This is a genomic window from Bacillus sp. SSR7 (assembly GCF_055902415.1).
In genome coordinates this window covers 32251-52530 of the sequence record NZ_JBVVXV010000021.1, presented here as the reverse complement: position 1 = coordinate 52530, position 20280 = coordinate 32251, and the positions used below count along the sequence as shown (strand labels likewise).

Below are 20280 nucleotides of genomic sequence, written 5' to 3'. Positions count from 1 at the left end.
TATGATTTTTCCTCCGATACTAATCGAACTCTACTATTCCACCGATAGTTTTTTTCTCTCTTTTAACAGTATTGTTTTCAAATTTATTTTTTATTTCCTTATAAGAATTGTTCAATGCTGTTGGATCTATTAGTTTACTTTCTGACGCTGTTTTTAAAATAGTTATTTCTTTTTGAAGTGCATTATTTTTTGCACGTTTTCGATCTAATTCATTTTGCAGTTCATTAGATAAAATTCTTTCCTGTTCGATTTCTCGCAATTGTTCATTTGAAATAAATTCTCCATCTGCTAATTTACAAAGTAAACCTATCATCTTTTGGGAAGGTTTTTTCCCTCTCTCCATAAGTTCATCAATATAATAAAATACTTTTCGAACAGCAGAATTTAACTGTTCGTTTTTATCATTTTGATAAGAACTATTCCTAGAATAAACGCCCCCAGTGCTGCGATCCCCCACACTAGGGCTTTGGACTTTTTTTTATTATCCACCTTCATATATTGTTGGTTCGATGTTGAAGTGCGCACTGTTTGTGTTGGAAGAGTTGGTGAAGCAACTACAGAAACTCCATAAACCTTTTTTCCTACTTCTAACATGTGCAAATAACGCTCTTTTGAAAAATTCATACGTAAATCTACTTGTAAATCCACAAAGTAATCTTCACTCCATGTATTTGAAGACATATTTAATTCCTTTCCATCATGTGGTTGCCATACATCAATTCCATTTGCATAGATTTTCTGAAGACTATTTTTTATAGTCGCATCTGAATCTGCTGGGTCACCTGTTATATACGCTTTTAGTAAATTGCGTAAACCTACTATATTTTTTTCTGTAATTGCTTGATTTAATTTATTCATTGCTTTATACCTTCCTTTACTTTAAGTTCTAAGATACTGTCTAAGTCTGCCATGAAGTTGTTTAACCATTGTTGTTTTTCTAGTTTTTCCTCAAGCTGTTCTTCAAGCTGCCCGCTTTGCTCCGCTAAAGAGCTAATCTCAGCGACACGTTCTTTTAATATTTCTTCCAAACGGTCAATTTCAGTAATAAAGAAATTTTGTAATCGCCCTAATTCTTTGTGAGTAAAATCAATTGCATTTTGAATATTAGCTGTGACTTGTTCTTCAATAGGTAGTAAAAATTCTTCAGATAATTTATTCATGCTTATGTACTCAACATCTTCATAAATATTACGTTCAATATATTTCGGTCTCCAGAATGTGTACCATTTACGATCTGGATTAGATACTGTTTTTGTACCGACTACAACTGCTTCTGAATAACTAAAACGTCCCATTAAATCATCTAAATCAACACTATCTGCAGTTAAAGCTTTGTCCCAACTATTTAACTTAATTGTATTTAATTCAAAATTTGTAATACCTTTGATATACTGACGATATTCATTTACATATCCTTCAGCCGTTGAGCGAAGTACATTACTAATATTTACTTCTAAATCTGTAACTAAATCATCTTGTAGTAATAACACATCTTTTTGAGCTTTACTTAGAATACGTTCCGATTCATGCCTTTTAATTTTTTCATGACTACGTATTTTCTTATTTATATCATTTAATAATTTAAATACTTTTTTATTCGTTGGGGCAAAGAAATCGCCAGAATCTAAGTCCATACTTTCAATTTTCTTTTTAAAGTCTTTCGCCTTATTACCACTACTCAATTCTTTTTGGATTGACTTCATTACACGAGCAATTTCCTCACGTTGTTCAGAATCTCCTAATATTTCTTGCTCTAATTTATTTTTCATATCCGCTTGTTCCACAATGCGTTGGAACGTATTAACGGCATTAGTGACTTTCGATGTTACAGCATATTTTTCTAGATATTCATTAATAGCTGCTTCAATACTTGTGATACCAGAATAATGAATCACTTTCTCATCTTCTGATGAATTTGAAATTTGATTATTAATCTGCTGCTTTAAAGAATTACTCAATGGTGCATATTGATTTAATTGCATAGAAGGCTCTTCAATAAATAAATCATTTCGAAAATAATCTGCCTTTTCTGAGCGAGTTAAATTTAAACCATTATTTTTTTTACGATTTACTTTAGCAATTTGCGCAGAAACAGGATAAATATTTGGATTTTCAATACCTTCTTCTTCTAGGTACTCTTTAACTCCCTCAATCGCCCCAGCAATACTTTCGCCTTTTTCCGGATCAAATTCATCTGATTTATTCATAGCAAAAATAAATCGGTCCTTTGATTGTTTTCCGCCTACAGACATTGCTTCAGCAACAGTATGTAACAATGACTTATCATCATCTGTACGTAGCTGTGTTGCATTTAATACATATAAAACCATTGGTTTGTCATCGCTTTTAATTACTGAAAATGTATGTTGACGATGTGTCCCATCCATAGAGTTATTTGGTCCTGGTGTATCAACAAGCACTAAATTCATTTGCCCTACATTAATGGAAGGAATATTACCTTCGATTTCAATTAGGTGAATCGCAGGATCACTATTAAATAATGTAAAATCTTCAGCTGTTGCGTTTGTAATCGTTTTTATCATTTCACCTTGACTGTCATATGCTACAGCTGAATAATTCTCTATGTTGGGATTATTTTTTATGCGTGTAACCTTTGCTGTACATGCTTCATTCTTTGAAGGCATTAGTTCTTGACCTAAAATTGCATTTATTAAAGTTGATTTTCCTGAACTCATTGTTGCGATTACAGCAATTTCAAACTCGCTATTTAAAGCTTTTTGGAAGTTTTTTTCAATTTTTTCATCTTTTAATTGTTCAAATGGTCCATCTTTCATCATTTGAACAAGCTTTTCAAGTTGTGTAAATTTATCCTCAACTTCTTCGACTGGAATATGTGTTAAATTAACAAATGGATATAAAGATTTTGCTTCTTCTATATCTTCAAAATCTGGTAAAGTACCGATAAACTCAAGATTAAATGCATCTTCATTTAACTCTTCGACTAACATTGGAAAAAGTTTTTCTACCCAAACTTGTAGTCGGTCATGTTTAAATGCCCCAAATTTAGTTGTTTCCATTAAATTTTCACTATCAATCCAAAGCTGTGTTTCTACTTTATATGGATTGTATTTCATTGAAATATTCATTTCACACCTCATAGTTTATTTAAGATTTCTGAAATACCTGAATTTACCCATAAAGGGTCATTACTATTTATAACATTAGATTTTTCAGATGATTCATTACTTATATTTAAGTTATAATCGGAAAGTTTCCGATCAAGTAACATTTGCAAACGTCGATAATCACTAGATTCTTTTCTAGTTAACTCAATTTTGTTTTTCACCTTCATCGCTAGTAAACCAGCAAGAGATGAAACAAAGAAAACCTTAGGCTTTTTAAAGCCATTTTTCATTAAATAATTCTGAACATTATTCGAAAAGTTCGTTAAACTTTCAGCTTCTGTATCATCAATAACATCAGATTTATTTACAACAAAATGAATATTTTCATTACTACAATTTTCTTTAATAAAATGTAATAAATTTTGATCGTCTTCAGTTCCTAATTGACTAGCATTAAGTAAATACAATATGTTGCTATACTTAAATTTATTGATAGCCTTTTTCATAACTTCTTTATGCTCTTTATCCATAGAATTATTAGGACCAGGCGTATCTATAATTCCAAAACAGTTTCCAAAACTATTTTTTAGTGGCCCTTCGATTTTTATTTCCCGTATTTTGTCATCTTTATTCCATTTTTCAAGTTGGACTGCATCTAGACTCTTTCTGAAGTATGGTCTCTTTGAATTATTTTTTAAATACAAGAACTTCTCAATCGCTGGGTTAGCATAATAGGATATAACTTTTGCAGTACAAGCTTCGTTCTTCGAAGGAAACATTTCAAATCCAATTAAACTATTCAAGAATGTAGACTTACCTGCGCTCATCGTACCTACGACTAAATAGTTATTAACACTTAATTTATTTAGGATAATAGACTCAGTTTCTAATGACATTTGTTTAAGCAAGTTATCACACCTTTATTTCACAGGAAAATTACACCTTTTTTATTCAAAAGCTTTTCCTTATATTTTTATTCATGTATTACTTTATGATAGTATTTTTGTTTTAGCCTTTCGGTTTTCTGTTTAGATAACTTATCCTACACGTAAAATATACAAGTTCAACAAAATATTATGATTTCTCTTCATTCTCTCCATTCTCTCCATAAAGACTCAGCATCTCCCTCAAGCTTTTCATAACTTCGTTACGAAACTCCAACGGCTCTAGCACTTCAATATGTTCACCTTGACTTAAGATCCACATTTTTATCCCTTGTCCAAAAACCTCTGCTTCAAAAAGAATACCACTTTCATCTTTTGAAATAATTGTCGCAGTAGGCAGTCGATCTAATACAGCTTGTTGGGATGGGCCTTTGAATTTAAATTTCACTTTTATTAGCTCACCCGTATACATAAACTGCACTCGTTTACGAAATTCTCCTTCTTGAAATCGATCGCTATAGGGAATTGAAAAATGTTGCTCTTTAATATAGAGTTCATTCATCCTATCAATACGATAAATTGTTGGGAAATCAAATTCATATTTCGTTTGATAAGCTACTAAGTAAAAATAATACTCCGAAAAAATAACACCAACTGGCTTTACAATCCGTTCATCAGGAAATTGGTCAAACTCCCGTTGATATTGAAAATGAATAACTTTTTTAAACTGAATCGCCTGTGCGAGTTGCCATAATAGACCTGACACATCTTTTTGATGTTGTAGCTCTCCATATAAAATTTTTTCGTTTGCCGTCATTTTCTTAATTATGCCTTGGCTTTCCGTTTGAGCTAAGCCTGTTAAGCTATCAATTATTTGGTACATTTCATTTTTAGGAAAAGCTCTTGACTCTAGTAGAACCTTTAGGATGGCAAAGATTTTTTCGTTAGTTAGTGAGTTTTTATTTTCACTGTTCAAATTGTAGGCGTTAGTCTTACGGTCGTATTCGACATATCCGTTTACCATATTTGTTTCAATATATCCACGTAAATGATCAATATCCCGTTGAATGGTTTTTTCGCTTACATGAAAGTTAACTGCTTCAATCTGTTTATTAATGCTTTTTTCATTTCTTAGCCGATCGTACATCGATAATATACGATACATTTGCCCTTGCTTATCACTCATTTATTTATCTCCCATTTGAATACTTATACCATTTATTTTACAAGTTCACATGGACAGATAATGCCCATGTGAATGATATAAATTATTTTCATCATAAAAAATTAAATTATTTCATTATACTAATAAGGAAGTATTAAACATTCAATAATCGTATTATATCATTTTCGATACGTTTTTTTACCAAAAATATTACAAATTAATAGAGTTAGTATAATCCTATGAACACAACTTAATTAAGTCCTTTCAACAGATTTCAAGGAGGACGTGTCCGTATGTCAAATAAGAAAATTAATAAAGAATTTAATAAATGGTGCTTTAATTACATCGTCTAGGGCAAGCAGTCAAACAATTAAGCAGCGAGTTTAGCATATCAGAAGTAACCGTTTATCATTTTAGCCTAGAAGACTTCTTCCTCAAGGAACGCGAAGTAAGTAGATGGGAGATAAATGAGCTGACCTAACAAAAGTGCTTGTTAATGGTTAAGTGTCGTAAAATTTATTTATAATAGAATTATCAGTACGAACATTCGAATAAGCTTCTACTTTGTGTATAAATCTCATAAAAACAAAAAACCACCCAATTGGATGGCCTCTAAATTTACTAGTCTTAATATTTTTCTGCTACTAAAATATAATCAAAGTTATTATCTTCATTCCCTCTTACCGATGAACTTACTTCAATTATTTAATTAGGAAATTCATATGTTGACCATTTACGCCTATGATTTTTCTTTCCACATTTCGCACGACGGTTCCTTTTTGCTCTACGGTAACAATTTCATACATACACATCTTCCTTTCCATTTGAATGATAAATTATTAAATCAAGATTTATTATTATGCAAAATTACATTCCGATTGTAGTTGATAATCATTCTTATTGTAACTATAATGATTACATGTTAGGCGATATACGAAAGTTATTTACGAATTAAGCCTAACTGCGCATTTAACTACAACCGGAATGGAGATGTTATAAGGTATGAAAAAAATCATTTTAGCTGGTGCATTAGGAATTGCAGTTCTTGCAGGCACAGATCTACCAGGATTAGAAGTTACAAAAGCAAGTGCAGCTTCTATCGAGTCAAATTTATCAACAATTGAAGGACGTGTAGTTGAGGTTACTGATAATGTTATCACTGTCGAATCAACAAAGTATTCAGAGCCTATCAGTATTTATTTAAACTCTACACCAAATGTAAAAGTTGGTGATCAAATAAAAGCTACTGGTGCAATGATGCGTAATTTTACGGACTATATGATTGCAGAGTCAATTGAAAAGGTTCAAGGTACTGATATATTACACCAGGGAAGTTATTTAAAACATGTTTTTGCATACGAATATGAAATAGGACATGTTACAAAAGTAGATAAGTTTAAATCTGGAATAGAAGAATATAATTATGTAATTGTTCAATATACTGGAAATGATGGAAGTAAACGTAATGTTACAGTTTATTTGACACACGGGCAGAAATTTAATGTAGGTGAAAAGGTGAAAGTTCATATGGCGAACGCTGAAAGAAGTAATGAGTGGTCGATAACAGATGAGATTGAAAAAGTTAATGATTCTCAAACATTAACTGATGATCGATGGATTTGGTCTTAATATAAAATAGGATTTTTTCTCTTATTGAAAAGAAGTATTTGTCTTGGTTAGTTTCTTCTGTTAGTAATATGAAGAATTGAAATATTATCCAACCAACTAAATGTATAAACCTTTTAATTGAAAAGAACTTGTAGATAAATATACAAGTTCTTTTCAATTTTCCAAATAATATGCGAAAGCAAACAAATATTCAAAACTTCATATTTGTAAACCAATCTGTTCAAAATCATTAGTATATTCTATAGCAATATTGGTTCTTAAATGGCTGGTAAAAACTCGATACTCATAGCGTAATGTAAAAACAAATTGATATATCCTTGATTTGGTTCTAAACAATGTACATTCTTCAGATATCCTTGCGTATACGAACAAGATGGTATAGCTACTGATAGTTCTTCTACAGATTCTAATAAAGGTATTATGAGCTCTAAAGCTTTCTGTTCATGAGTAGTTAGATTAGTATTAAAAATCTTCTCTATATACTTTTCTTGTTTCATTAACAGGATATCGTATCCAAAAGCTTGTAAACTATGAATAAATTGGTCCCATTTTAGCTGAGTTGGATTACAAATATGCATAGTTTTATTTACTGTATTAGACTTATAAGCTATTTCGGTAATAGCTAAACTTCCATAGTCCACAAGCATTAAATCTACAAACGTATTGATTTCAGATGCTATGCTAAAAAGGCATATCGCTTTTAATAATCTCTAAAATACGTTTTCATTAATATTATATTGAAATTTACCCGTTTTAGAGTTAACCACTAAATTCCCCACACGGTATATCGTGGCACGAACCCTTTTTTCCATTGCTTCTCTGACCATTTTCTCACCTTGAAATTTACTTTCTAAGTACAAATGATCTGAATTTTATCCTCTGTCAAAATTAGATTCAAAGAATATACATTCTTTTGGACTGCTTTCAACCTGCCCTACCACACTTAAAGACGATATTTAATGAAGACGTGCATTTGCATTCTTAGCTAATTCTAATAAGAATTTTATAGACTGAACATTTCCCTTTTGAAAATGCTCACGTTTCTCCGTAGTGTCTAACTTCTCCACCACAATGTATGATTGACTCTCCGTTATTCTTTAAATAATTCACTTTCTTTGAATCCAGACCTACATTTATCAAAGATAAAACTCCCTCAATTATATATATTAAAATGTATACTCTAATTTATATCCTGAAAACAAATTCAAGAATATTCCAAATGGTCACTATATATATTTCTAATAACATAATCTGAATAGGAGGAGTTCGTACATAATGGAATATAGATTATTAGGTAACACAGGATTAATAGTTTCTGAGATAGGATTCGGCTCTTGGGCAATTGGTGGTGATGAATGGGGCACAGTAAAAGATAATGAATCCATTGATGCAATCAATAAAGCGATTGACCTAGGGATTAATTTTATTGACACTGCTGACGTTTATGGATTAGGTCATAGTGAAACACTCGTTGCAAAAGCTATACATAAACGTAGGCAGGATATCATTCTTTCTACAAAAGGTGGATTAATTGGTCATCATTATGACCCAAATCAACCAGCGGTTTATGGAGACCCTCAAAAGATCATTGATGCGTTTGATGCTAGTTTACTACGGCTTAAAACGGATTATATAGATGTGTACTTTTGTCATATTTGGTGGGATAAACCTGAAGAAACAGAAGCCTTTCTACAAGCTTTCCAAACATTAAAAAAATCTGGGAAAGTGAGAGCAGTTGGGGTTTCTACTAATGATTTAGATTATATTAAACATTTTAATCAAAATCACGATTTAGATGTTGTACAACTCGATTATAGTATTCTGAATAAAGAACCTGAAAAAGACATCCTTCCTTATATTGAACAACATAATTTAGGTGCTGTGATAAGAGGTCCACTTAAGATGGGAATTTTAACTGGGAAATTTAATCATGAAACTCAATTTCCAGACGATGATTTAAGAAAAGATTGGCCCCAAGAAAAGTGGTTTAAAGAAAACTTAAATAAGGTAGAGAAATTAGATTCACTTGTACGATCAAATCGAAGTCTAGCGCAAATTGCCTTACGTTATGTTTTAAGCCACCCAGCCGTTTCAGTTGCGATTCCTGGTGCAAAAAATTCTACTCAGGTTGAAGAAAATTCTTCACACTTAACTCGTCCATTATTATTAGATAATGAAATTGAATTCATTAAAAAACTTTAACTATACTATTATTCTTCCATAAAAATCATACTAATTTAACTGCTAATTCATCCTCTATTCCATATGTCTATCTACTCTTCATCAAAGAATCTAATTTAAAATTTATAATAAAAGTAAATAACCATTTCATATGAAGATTACTTAGGGAAAGGATTTTAATTTACTGGATTCTCCTTTCTTCTCATTATCTTTAAGGAATTTTTAAAGTCTATTTCTACTACATTCCTACTTGATAAGACATCCACTAACCATTAACAATTTGTATAACTGTATATAGACTCTACCAAATTACTAAAGGAATCTCCTTTCCCCTATCGAATTATTTGTAGAGGAAAGGAGAGGAATACATGGAAATTCTAGGATTAGACCCTCGCGCATTAGCGACTTTAGGTGCACTTGAATACACCAACCGTCGCAATAAATTAATCGAAGACTCGGAGAATAACATATACGAGTGTAAAGAAATTAAAGAAATACTTCAATCACTCCCTAAAGAGAAGCAGATTGAGGTTCTTGAGAATCAAGCTTACTTTGAAGCTGTGGCAAAGATGATTGAACAAAACAATTTAATTCTTTTAGAACAGATGAAAGCTCTACAGCTAATTCAGAAATAACAAACTTATGATTAATTAATTCTACATATGCTTCCATAAATAATGTATCTTTATTTATACCATCAGCCTCTGTTTGTACAGGGGCTTTTGTTATGCGTTGATTCATATTTTGAATTTGAATGGTTTCTTTCACATGTATGAATAAATCTTCTAATAAACCTGGTGTAGACTCTAATTCCTGCTTTTCAATTTCCTCTGTTACAGCACTTATAAACTCCCATAGTACTTTTGCGCCCAACAGTTCCGCTAAGCGTTTTTCACGCATTTCAAATGTTTTCATGTTCATATTTAAAACACTTCCCTTATCTAATATTTTCTCAAAAATAATTAATAAATTATTTCGTTTTAGGAAAACAATATAGAAATGATATTCCCACTCTCTAAATTACACGTATCGTGACATTAATCTTCAAAAAAAAGAGTCCATTCAAAATTTAGTACCTTTGCTATATTCTTTGCGACAGGAACACTTGGATTTCTTTCACCACTTTCAATCATTGCATACATACTTCTAGATATTCTTGCCTTATATGCAACATAATCTTGTGTTTTCTCTTTATTTTTACGTTTTTCCAATAACCAAAACCTCATTATTCTCCCTCTTTCTTCGTCACAAAATGTGTAACTAATGATTATATTACATAATAATAAGTATGAAATCAATGTTTTTTACACATTTCGTGTACTTTGTTAAATGTTACAAATTGTGACGTTATAATTGATATAGAAAACACCTAAAAGGAGGTAGCATATGTTTGGCACTAGACTACACACTCTTCGAAAAGAACGCAAACTGCGTCAAGAAGACATGGCAAAGCAACTAGGGATTGCTCGTACTACATATGCAATGTATGAACAAGGAAATCGAGAACCTGATTATAATACATTGATAAAATTAGCCACTTTCTTTGAAGTATCAATTGATTACCTCCTCGGTACAACTGAAATAAGACGAGTTACAGACATACAAGATCCTGAGCTTTATCAATGGTTTAAAGATATAAAAAATGCAACTCCTCAAAAACGTGAGGAGTTAAAAAAATTTTGGGAATTTATAATACAAAGAGAAGACTAGATTATTAAAAAAACCTCCACCTTGACAGGGTGGAGGTCGATGTTTCAAGGCCAGTCGGGATCATAGTTGTAGAAACCGTGTCAAATTAACGTTTGATGCGGTTTTTATTTGTCTACTTTATATTCTATAAAGTCAGGGGTAACAGAATTGGTCACATTACCTACAAAATCTCTTCTATGTACATTATGAAGAGGGGGTTTCATTATTTTTTTGATTGTGAGATTTAGCTTTTTCATCTATAGCTATATTAGCCTTAGTTTCATTAATATCTACCTAAGGCTCCTCTTTATTGCTTGGTTTCTCCCAAATATCCTTTCAATAAATTCCACAAAAATTCTTTACAAAAGATAATATATTTCGTGCTACCTTCATTTTTTCAACTAACATGCTATGACCAAAAATATTTATAAATTCTTCATCTGTATACTCTTTTCCCTCAATCTTTGCTCAAACAGCAGGAAATCAAGTAATTGTGGCATTGTTAAATACACAGGCATACTTATTATACTTTATCTAAAAAACCAAACTGACAAATACAATTTTCTTTATTAATTACCCAGGTTCTTTTATATACAGCTTGAATATATTGATTATCAGATGTTATTTTCATCCGTCTTTTTCGATCGCTATCCCATTGATAGCAGTTCACACAATACCTATTATCTAATAAAATTTTTGGGAAATCATCCCCCATGGAAATATGGGCACTATCCGTCCTGATCCAAATCCCCTGTATGCCACAGCTACTTAAGTATTTTTTTATTTTTTGATATGCCGTTGCATTATTACGAGATCCATGATGTGGAGATGTAATTAACATTTCATTACCCTTTACAAACTTAGGTATGTACTTACAAGCTTCCAAATCAGAATCTGAAGAAAATAAAATTCTGTCATTCTTGTCAAGTAAGACTATACTTTCTTTATTAACCTTACTCAATGTATATTGATACAATTTTGAATAATTCTTTATAACTCCTTTTAATTCCTTATGACATAAAGGCGTAAGTATTTCATTACAATTATTAATTTTAGACTTCATAATTTCATTATTCTCTACATACTCCCACCATCTTATTCTCTTAACTCCTCTAAGTATAGCGTAAAGTACAATCGTTACGATTTTACTATAATACTTAATTATATTACCTGTTAACTCAGAATATTTCCATAACAATGGTTTATCATAAAAATTAAATACATCATTAAAATCAAAAAAACTCAATAGCCTTCCAACATTTTCATATTCTCCAAAAGTATAATAACTTGGATAACGCAAAATCTTATTATAATTAAAAAAACTTAGTAATTTTTCCTTGTCACTACGAAACTCATCAATAATTTCTTCTAAATCTATTATATTTCTTATATTCCCTTTTTCATTTGCTATGTTGACTTCTTCTCTAATCTTCTCCTTTGTTTGCTCCGTGTATTTCCTTAAGCTAAAATCATCCTTTTTTATCGCCTCTTTAAGCTCTAGAGCTAATTCTTGAAGAAATTTATTATCACCGTTTAGAATTTCAGTAAGGTTAGCAGTCCATAATGCAGGTAACCAAATCTCCTCACATGTAAAACCCTTCTTAAAAAAACTTATAATACCATTTACATGATCGGCATCAGTATGTGTACAAACTACTAAATTTATACTCTTTCCTTTCAATTCTTTATAATATTGCTCTGCAAATTGTTCGTCTTGCCCTCCATCCACCAGTATATAATTATTTGACTTTCCCTTGACTTCCTTCTCTAAAAGAAATGCGTCACCTTGTACATTAAAAGCGATTAAACTTACCAATATTTCTCCCCCTTTTACAGTTTATGAACTTAAAGTATATACAATAATCTTATAAAAAATAAACTAAGAAATACTCTATTTTCTACTCTTTCCAACTACAATAAAATTAAAATACATTATACTTATGCACCATACCAATCTTTCAACCGACATAGAGCTCATAAGTTCAAGCCCCCTTAGGTTCATAAATAAAAAAACCTCGTCAAATTAACGATTCGTTTTGTATTTGCATACCCACATCTCTAAAAGAGTGAGTAATCCCCCTACAAAATCCCTTTTATTTTGTTGACTGCATCTTCTTTCACGTTGACAATATATATGAATTTAATGTTACTATGCCCGAACCTATTAGGAATCATCTTTACATTCAAGCCCTTAGCCAATAACATATTGCATATGCATAACACAAATCTTCAAAGTAAATCTCCAAAACAGCCATTTTCTGGATCAAAACGTTTAAATTTCGTCTAATATTAGCAGGATTAATTGATGTTTCGGAAGGAGTACTACACATTACTAAGTCCTTATCTTGGTATTTCTCACCATGACTCAACTTCTCTTTTAATACTACTGCTCTATGTTTCTTTAGCCTTTCTACAGTCGATGCAGGTAATAATATCTTTCTTAAACTTGACTTCTTCTTTCCTCCAAGCAAGAACGTCTTCCCATCATGACTTAACGTTTGGCTAATGTTCAAATGCCCCTTTCTAAATCAACATCTTTCCACCGTAACCCTAATTTTTCCTTTTCTAATCTTTTACGACCAAAAGTTTTAATAGTACACAGAGGTCTCGAAAAAGGAAATTTTTTGGAATCAAGTTAATTTTGAGTAAGGTAAATAACTGTTCCACGGATACTTTCCTAGTCCTTTTGCTTTTTTTTCGTTCCTCACAAGACGAAGATAAAATACAGAGTCTTGTTAAAACATTAATTATGCTTCGAAAACATTTTAACTGAAAATAATATTTTCAAAATAAATATAAATATATTAATTAATTTTTCCTTCCTTCCCTTAATATCTTTAAACATATTTTTAACCTCTTTTTGATTGCTAGAAGATAACTTTTTATAAATACTGTTTATATCATCGGTGCTTATATCACGGTCGAATTCATGTGCCAAACTGTTTCTTACTTTTTTTATTTCAAATAGAACATTAATGATATCTGTAGGTAGTTTTTCCAATTTTTTTAGAGCTTTTAATTTATTATGAAAATCCATCTTTTTTTTATATTTATCAAATTTGTTTAATATACCACTAATCATCTGCTCTATATACATTTGACCTTTTAAAAATATTACAAAAAGGTTATCATTCGCTAAATATTCCTGTAATTTCCGTTCTAATTTATATGTTTCTTTTGTAATTCCATGTTTTTCTTCCCTTTTATTATCATCAAATAAACTTAAATATTTAACTTCTACTTTTCTCATATACTATCCCCCACATCAACATCACAACGAAATAAATTATCACTTTATACGAATTTATGATAGTTTACAACACAGCTAAAATAAACTTTATTCAAATTATATTTTATATAGTTAGCTAGAATACTCTTTTCTTTTCTTTTCTTATTTTATCCGAAAATCTAATCTATTTTAGTAGATTTAATGTAACATACAGCATAGTAAATAAAATAATTACTCATACACAAACAATCCCCACTATTAGGAGATGGAGAATAAATGCAAAATGGTATAATCGTTCAACAATCTATTTCAACCACACCAAAGATAATAATTTTATTTTCATAGTTCCACTCTGCATTAGTTCAAACTATTATTCATCATGTTTCGACAATTCTAATTTAATGAGGATATCAGCATATACTTCTTTACATGTATAACAACATCAATAAATTTTCAATTTATCTTCCCCAAGAACTCAAATTTATATTAAAACTAAATTCCTTTTCCATATATACATCATTTAGGGAGAAAGAGCCACCTACTGAATTCCCCTTTCTTCCCACCCTTTTTATGAAGTTCTTTTAAGACTAATTCTATTACATTCCTGCTAAATAACATGTCCACTAATCATAAACAATCTGTATAACTGTATAAAGATTCTACCAAATTCCTAAAGGAACCCCCTTTCCACATACAGAATTGATACTAAGCAGATTGATGAATAAATAATAATGTTGATTTGAAATAAAGTTTAATCAAAAAAGCTCCACAAACCCATAATATATGGTAAATAAGAAGACTCCATTTTGAAAAAAGTTTAATCAAAATGGAGTCTTTTGTTAAAAATCCGCATTTAGTTTTATAAAAGATTTTGTTCAAAACTCATTTAGGAGTACCGTTAGAAACATAGAAATTTAGCAAACTCTTCTTCTCGCATAATGGATTCCCCTTTTCAATAAAATATGAGCCAGCATATATTTCTGGCCCAATATTTAGATACAAAAGTTAATTATTGAAGAACCCTAATTTCGGATCAATGAGTAATGTTCTATCTAAAAAGAAATTTCCTAATTCACATGAGGTTTCAGGCAGATACGAACAACTATGGCATGCAGCACCATTAAGATTATTAACACCTTGACCTGAAGATTTTCCTATTTCCGAACAAACAGGGTCAGAACTGCACCAGCGTGCTTTATCAATTGCTTTATAGACCACCGGGAAGAAATTCTCTTGTCTCCCCATTCTTACAAGACCTCCAAACGTACCATCTATATCACCCGAAGACGTATAGATTAATATCCCGCATTGCTCTTTATTTAGATATAGCCGTTCACGAATAGAAGCGGAATTATAGCCACATGTTAGAGCCAACTCATCAATAATAATGTGTGACAGTGTATGAAGAAGAACATTTCTTGGCTTTAAAATATCCTCATCAATATTTGTTCCTCTTTTCTCAGCACGAGTAAGCAACTTATTGAAATATTGTTGGACATCGCCTCTTTGTTCCCATAACTGCAATTTTTCAAAATTAATAGTAAAGAAAATACCTTCTCCATATACCTTATAAGCCGGTAACCAATTATTTTCCGGTAAACTTGGGTCTTTAAATAATAAATGTTTACCTTTATTAATTTGGTTCTTTGCAGCCTCTTCATCATTGGTTGATAGTCTATTAAATCCGGTTAGAGCAATTGTCTCTTTTAATTTAGTTACTCTATTTATCATGCTAAAGAAAGTAGTGGTATCTTCTTCATCTACTTCATCGCAAATCCATTCTTTTCTTACCTTTAGGTTTTCTGTAACAATTTCTTGTGTTAGTGTTTCAAATTCCTTTTTCCTTAATTCCTTTTCTGCATTCCTAGTACTCACTCTTTCAGGAGTTTGCTCTTCCTCTATCCCTCCTTCGATGTACAAAATAGCAAGTTCAATATTTGATTGATTATATTCTTGTATTTCAGGCGGGCATAATTTTTTCACTGTCTTAATTTTCCCATCCATATTATCAGCCATTTCTAGCCAAGATGAGGTAACCCCATTTTTTTCAAACATATCTATAAGTTTTTCTACTTCAGGATTTTCCCCCGGTAAATGAATTGCACTTATCGTATTAGGATAATACACATTTATAGAATTTTTTAATACTGCTATTGGATAAGAAGAGCAACTTTCCTTATCATTTTCAGAACCATACCATGGTTTATGACCATGACATTGGTATAACTTTTTTTCATTTTTATTTAGCATTTTACTTAATTCACTTACTCGATCCTCATCCGAATTGGAAGTAGTTTTTCTGGACATTATTCCTCTAAGTGGTCTTTCTTTATTACAAGTACACTTAACTTTGAGAGAATCGAGAGTTGCCCCTCCTGTTGAAAGAAGTTTCATTTTCCCGTCACAAGCGGTATTTTCGTCACCATGAACCCATTCTCTCCATGGAAAATCAGATATGTGACCTTGACTACAGACCATTACAAATGGGACTTGAATCATCTTCATTTGCTTTTTACATTCTTTACAATCTAACCAACTTGTTCTTGATGACATGGAAGTTTGATGTAATGTTTTGCATTTTGGACAATAGTGCCAAGTAGGGAAACGTAACAACGGGATATATAAATCCGTATTTGTTTGAGTTATCGCACCTCCTGCATTTTTGTATTGATAACTCGGTCTAAAATCTGGAGGCATCAGTAATTGTTTTACCTTTAATAATGATCTTAATCTAGGTTCTTGTATTTCATATTCATCAAATGTTTCAATACGATATTCATTTTTGTCATGATACCATTTATCAAGGGCACCAATCATTGCTGATTCCCCTTCAGGACTAATAACAAGAGCACCGGGACCAAATGTTGTAACAAGTTGTCCTCTTCTTAAAGGTAAATCTTTCATGAAAACAAAGCCTCCCAACCATTTTCACTTTCATTATTACTAGAGTTATATATTGTAGCAATAAGTCCTCTACATTCTGAATCTACATTTCTCATTGAATTAATCATCGACTCGGCATTTACTTTTAATGTATGGGGAATCGTAGTACCTGCCGAATACATATAACCATTTACCTTAGGGTCTACTCTCCATGCAGTATAATTTCCTTTTTCTAGTCGTTTCAATATCTCCATAAATCTGCTTTTCAATTCTTCAACTTGTTCTGGATCAACTAGTTCCGCCCTTTCTATTAAGCGATTATAAAAAGGGACTATTTTTTTATTTAGATTCTTCTGGATTTCTTTCCAATCCGGAGTTCTAGCAATATCATCATTTAATGCTTGGCGTAAAAAACCAACAACAACTGCATGCAAACCTCTATCTAAACATGAATCAGAAAAAGGCGTAACACTTGTAGGTTCTACCTGAGCATATAATTTTTGATGGTATTCTCTAAAATGTTCAAAATGGGATTTGTCTCTTGATTTTGTGTTTGAATATAAGGTGAATATTAGTCCCGGTCTTTCCCACCAGCGACGTCCAACACGACCACTGACCTGAATATATTGCGCTGTCATTTTTGGTTGCCCTACTATGGCCATTACCGATAAACGATCAATATCTACTCCAACCTCAATAATGTTAGATGCCAAACATAAATCAATTGTTGAATTTAAATCTTTTTTATCTTTATTAGGTCTATATTCTAGTTTCAGATCATCAATAGTTTTTGAGATTTCATGGCTTTGCTTTCTTGATGTTAATTCAAGAACATTATTTATATACCTTATATCCTTTTGAAGTCCCTTTCTCATCGCCATTGAACTTGAATATTGAGGTATGTCTGTTTGAGTTAATGTCAGACCACCACCTAATTCCCGTAATGTATTATAGAACGTAAGTAAGGTCCAGTAAGGATCTTTTTCCTGCTCATTAATTTCAGCAGTAGATTGAAGAATAGATGAAAACGCCATAACTTGTGACATCATAATACGAACAGTTGTAGTATAAACTCCCAAATATTTCCGTCCCGGCATCGGCTTGCCAGTTTCCTTATTTATTGCTGGAGTTGCAAAAAAGGAATCTTCATTTTCAAGTCCCGGACTTGGAAATAATCTTGAATTTTTTCTTCCGAATAAAGCAAGGGCTTGTTCTTCAAATTGTTTAATTGTTGCAGTTGCTGCAATAATTTTTGGTTTGATAACTTTTCCGTCTACATTTTTTAAACATAATTCTTCAATTAAGGTCTCAAATAGCCCTGTTAATGTTCCTAATGGCCCAGAAATTAAATGTAACTCATCTTGCACTATTAATGATGGAGGACTAATAAACCTTTCTCCGTTTGAGTCGATACCAAATAGCGCTCTTGCCTTGGGCTGCCATACTAATTGTACAAACTTGTCAACTGTTCCAATTAAGAAAGTCGGGCGTTTCTCATATATAGTTTCATCAACAATATAAATAGGCAATTCATCGTGGAAATGACAATTTTTATCTGGACAATGGACAACTAACTTATCATTGTTAATTTTGTACCCGAAGTAGTACTTTTTCTTGCTACCTTTTTCATCGTAGTAACCTAAATGTGCTCCACACCATGAACAACTATTAACAATAAATTGCTGTGCATTTTTTTCGTTTTTCTGAAGTTTATTTAGAGAAGTCTTTGCAGACTTGTTACTATTAGGCGTCGTGTTTGAGCCCACCCAAATTCCTATAGAAAACGATGTATCACCTAATTTTTTACTGTTTCTGCTTCTTAGATACTCTATAGCACAAATAAGCCTTGAAGATCGTTGAAATTGGTCAGCAGTTAAAAGTCTTAGTGTGTATCTCATCATAACGTCAACACCAGCATCCAATGGATTTTTTAGGCGTCTTAGTATCATTTGAAAGGCTGCAACACCTAAATATGCCTCCGTTTTACCTCCCCCTGTAGGGAACCAAATTAAATCAACAATTTCTCTTAAATCGCACTTTTCGTAAACTAATGACTCAATAGACATTAATATAAAAGCAATTTGGAATGCCCTCCAAGTATTACTAGCATTCTTAAGTTTAGTTTCATCATTAACACTTTCTTTAAAAGTTTTATTAAAAATAATTTGTTTATCCTCGATACGCCCAAAACGTCTATCTTTACCATTAACTTGTTGAAGGAGTATTGCCGTATTCGCTAAACGAAATGCTTCCAAAATTTGTGGATCCTTAAGCAATTTAAGACCCTTTTCCATTCTATCTAGACTTTCTTTACAAAGTTCTAAATGCTTTCCTGCAACCGGTTGCAACAATACTGGGACATTATCAACCTCTGTTGATTTATTTTCTATCCATTCCCTATAGCCTTCAATTAAGGGCTTTAGTATTTTTTCAGGGGATTCATTACTAGAAAGACCAGCAAGATCACTCATTTTAATTTCTAGTTCAACCTTTTTCCCATCTTGATTAACAAAGACGTTTGGAGTCATACTTAGCGCTTCATACTCCGGCATAAAAGTTGTAGATAATTGCTGGACGTTCTTTGAATTTTGCTCCCAGTCTGCAGCGCATCCATGACCAAATGCATATACTCCTTCGTTTCGATAAAGAAGTTCAGTTGAAGCCTCTTCATCACTCATCAACTTTTTCATTTCATACTGTTTTGGATAAACAGAAAAAGAGTACTTAACTGGTGTACTTATAGTCATGATTGCTTGAAACAATATTAATTGTTGTCTATTAAACTTCGGAACCGAAGAACGGTTTGTTACACTTATGGTGATAATATACTTATCCTTTACTTCACGAAGACGAGCCTGAAATTGAATATGATAATGGGAGATTTTCTCGCCTTTTTTATTTTTCATTTCAACTTGTTTTTCCATTTGTCCTTGGCTAATAAGTTCGCTTAAAGGTAAATTCCATATTCCTTCTACAGTTTCCCTCAGCCACCATTGAACACTGTTACTTTCCCCCTTAACTTTTACATTGTGCGGAGTATATGTTCCGCCTTCTATTCTAACTTTTAATTCAGGAAGATCTTTATTAACGCAAAATGTTAACCCCATAGTTGAAGGCATAAAGTCATTTTTTTGCGGAAATAATTCTACTTCACCATCGTCCTCAGTCGTTTCTATACCTTCTTTACGCTCAAACAATTTATCTATTTTATCGTCTTCAAGTACTTCATTAGGTTCTTCACCAATTGGGGTTTCAAGGGAAACTTCGTCATTTTCACATGTACCTAATGGAAACAAATGGCCACTTACATATCTTTGAGTCGGTGTTTCTCTTTGAAGTATCTCCTCTTGAATTCCACCAACTTCCCAATAATAAGGTTTGTACAATTCATCTCTTGATTCAAATGTCGTAGTACCGATATGATTAAATTTTATATAGTGTTCCCTAATTTGACCGGGTCCAATTATTTCTTCTTTGACATTATCCATTACTTTTTGACGATTATTTAGTGATTTATCTAATGAGATATCCATA

General features: G+C 31.8%; 14 protein-coding genes and 2 pseudogenes. 3 read left to right on the top strand and 13 right to left on the bottom strand.

The window, feature by feature from the left end; all coding sequences use genetic code 11:
* Positions 1-19: 19 nt before the first annotated feature.
* From AC0NJG_RS26190 to AC0NJG_RS26170, 5 genes are all read right to left on the bottom strand, one after another.
* Positions 20-313: a hypothetical protein gene (locus tag AC0NJG_RS26190; protein ID WP_474063624.1), complete on the bottom strand. Its 294-nt coding sequence runs from the start codon at positions 311-313 to the stop codon at positions 20-22.
* Between the two features lie 71 nt (positions 314-384).
* Positions 385-858 carry a hypothetical protein gene (locus tag AC0NJG_RS26185; RefSeq protein WP_474063623.1) on the bottom strand — a complete coding sequence of 158 codons (474 nt, stop codon included), beginning with the start codon at positions 856-858 and terminating at the stop codon, positions 385-387.
* Complete coding sequence (locus AC0NJG_RS26180) at positions 855-3107, bottom strand: dynamin family protein (RefSeq protein WP_474063622.1); 2253 nt, start codon at positions 3105-3107, stop codon at positions 855-857. The genes AC0NJG_RS26185 and AC0NJG_RS26180 overlap by 4 nt, the downstream gene beginning before the upstream one ends.
* Before the next feature lie 8 nt (positions 3108-3115).
* Entirely contained in the window at positions 3116-3994 is an 879-nt protein-coding gene (locus AC0NJG_RS26175; RefSeq protein ID WP_474063621.1) for a dynamin family protein, read from the bottom strand.
* Between the two features lie 166 nt (positions 3995-4160).
* On the bottom strand, positions 4161-5156 hold the full coding sequence (locus tag AC0NJG_RS26170) for a helix-turn-helix transcriptional regulator (protein ID WP_474063620.1): 996 nt from the start codon (positions 5154-5156) through the stop codon (positions 4161-4163).
* 981 nt (positions 5157-6137) lie between these two features.
* Here AC0NJG_RS26170 and AC0NJG_RS26165 point away from each other — a divergent pair.
* Positions 6138-6764 carry a hypothetical protein gene (locus AC0NJG_RS26165; RefSeq protein ID WP_474063619.1) on the top strand — a complete coding sequence of 209 codons (627 nt, stop codon included), beginning with the start codon at positions 6138-6140 and terminating at the stop codon, positions 6762-6764.
* Between the two features lie 257 nt (positions 6765-7021).
* Here AC0NJG_RS26165 and AC0NJG_RS26160 read toward each other — a convergent pair.
* Positions 7022-7931: pseudogene (locus AC0NJG_RS26160) on the bottom strand (SDR family oxidoreductase); the annotation flags it as partial.
* A gap of 108 nt (positions 7932-8039) precedes the next feature.
* Here AC0NJG_RS26160 and AC0NJG_RS26155 point away from each other — a divergent pair.
* Positions 8040-8966, top strand: a complete 927-nt coding sequence (locus tag AC0NJG_RS26155) for an aldo/keto reductase (RefSeq protein WP_474063618.1) — start codon at positions 8040-8042, stop codon at positions 8964-8966.
* A gap of 489 nt (positions 8967-9455) precedes the next feature.
* On the opposite strand, the gene AC0NJG_RS26150 is transcribed toward AC0NJG_RS26155, so the two are convergent.
* Both AC0NJG_RS26150 and AC0NJG_RS26145 read right to left on the bottom strand, forming a co-directional pair.
* Complete coding sequence (locus AC0NJG_RS26150; protein ID WP_474063617.1) at positions 9456-9866, bottom strand: hypothetical protein; 411 nt, start codon at positions 9864-9866, stop codon at positions 9456-9458.
* A 116-nt stretch (positions 9867-9982) separates the two neighbouring features.
* Positions 9983-10171 (bottom strand): helix-turn-helix transcriptional regulator, encoded by a 189-nt coding sequence (locus AC0NJG_RS26145; RefSeq protein WP_474063616.1) that lies wholly within the window; start codon positions 10169-10171, stop codon positions 9983-9985.
* Between the two features lie 160 nt (positions 10172-10331).
* On the opposite strand from AC0NJG_RS26145, the gene AC0NJG_RS26140 reads away from it, so the two are divergent.
* The gene (locus AC0NJG_RS26140) at positions 10332-10655 is read left to right on the top strand and encodes a helix-turn-helix domain-containing protein (RefSeq protein ID WP_474063615.1); all 324 of its coding nucleotides are present in this window, start codon (positions 10332-10334) and stop codon (positions 10653-10655) included.
* A 502-nt stretch (positions 10656-11157) separates the two neighbouring features.
* On the opposite strand, the gene AC0NJG_RS26135 is transcribed toward AC0NJG_RS26140, so the two are convergent.
* The 5 genes and pseudogenes from AC0NJG_RS26135 to AC0NJG_RS26115 all read right to left on the bottom strand — a co-directional run bounded on the left by AC0NJG_RS26135 (position 11158) and on the right by AC0NJG_RS26115 (position 20279).
* Entirely contained in the window at positions 11158-12450 is a 1293-nt protein-coding gene (locus AC0NJG_RS26135) for an MBL fold metallo-hydrolase (protein ID WP_474063614.1), read from the bottom strand.
* Positions 12451-12713: 263 nt separating this feature from the next.
* Positions 12714-13194: pseudogene (locus AC0NJG_RS26130) on the bottom strand (tyrosine-type recombinase/integrase); the annotation flags it as partial.
* A gap of 183 nt (positions 13195-13377) precedes the next feature.
* Entirely contained in the window at positions 13378-13884 is a 507-nt protein-coding gene (locus AC0NJG_RS26125) for a DUF4145 domain-containing protein (RefSeq protein ID WP_474063613.1), read from the bottom strand.
* 984 nt (positions 13885-14868) lie between these two features.
* Entirely contained in the window at positions 14869-16767 is a 1899-nt protein-coding gene (gene drmB / locus AC0NJG_RS26120; protein ID WP_474063612.1) for a DrmB family protein, read from the bottom strand.
* Positions 16764-20279, bottom strand: coding sequence for a helicase-related protein (locus AC0NJG_RS26115; RefSeq protein ID WP_474063611.1), 3516 nt, complete (start codon positions 20277-20279; stop codon positions 16764-16766). Before AC0NJG_RS26115 ends, drmB begins: the two co-directional genes overlap by 4 nt.
* Between the last annotated feature and the right edge of the window lies 1 nt (position 20280).

Bases quoted from the DNA above. Each gene is read 5' to 3' on its own strand.
- AC0NJG_RS26190 (WP_474063624.1), bottom strand. From the start codon at position 313: ATGATAGGTTTACTTTGTAAATTAGCAGATGGAGAATTTATTTCAAAT.
- AC0NJG_RS26185 (WP_474063623.1), bottom strand. From the start codon at position 858: ATGAATAAATTAAATCAAGCAATTACAGAAAAAAATATAGTAGGTTTA.
- AC0NJG_RS26180 (WP_474063622.1), bottom strand. From the start codon at position 3,107: ATGAATATTTCAATGAAATACAATCCATATAAAGTAGAAACACAGCTT.
- AC0NJG_RS26170 (WP_474063620.1), bottom strand. From the start codon at position 5,156: ATGAGTGATAAGCAAGGGCAAATGTATCGTATATTATCGATGTACGAT.
- AC0NJG_RS26165 (WP_474063619.1), top strand. From the start codon at position 6,138: ATGAAAAAAATCATTTTAGCTGGTGCATTAGGAATTGCAGTTCTTGCA.
- AC0NJG_RS26155 (WP_474063618.1), top strand. From the start codon at position 8,040: ATGGAATATAGATTATTAGGTAACACAGGATTAATAGTTTCTGAGATA.
- AC0NJG_RS26150 (WP_474063617.1), bottom strand. From the start codon at position 9,866: ATGAACATGAAAACATTTGAAATGCGTGAAAAACGCTTAGCGGAACTG.
- AC0NJG_RS26145 (WP_474063616.1), bottom strand. From the start codon at position 10,171: ATGAGGTTTTGGTTATTGGAAAAACGTAAAAATAAAGAGAAAACACAA.
- AC0NJG_RS26140 (WP_474063615.1), top strand. From the start codon at position 10,332: ATGTTTGGCACTAGACTACACACTCTTCGAAAAGAACGCAAACTGCGT.
- AC0NJG_RS26125 (WP_474063613.1), bottom strand. From the start codon at position 13,884: ATGAGAAAAGTAGAAGTTAAATATTTAAGTTTATTTGATGATAATAAA.
- drmB (WP_474063612.1), bottom strand. From the start codon at position 16,767: ATGAAAGATTTACCTTTAAGAAGAGGACAACTTGTTACAACATTTGGT.
- AC0NJG_RS26115 (WP_474063611.1), bottom strand. From the start codon at position 20,279: ATGGATATCTCATTAGATAAATCACTAAATAATCGTCAAAAAGTAATG.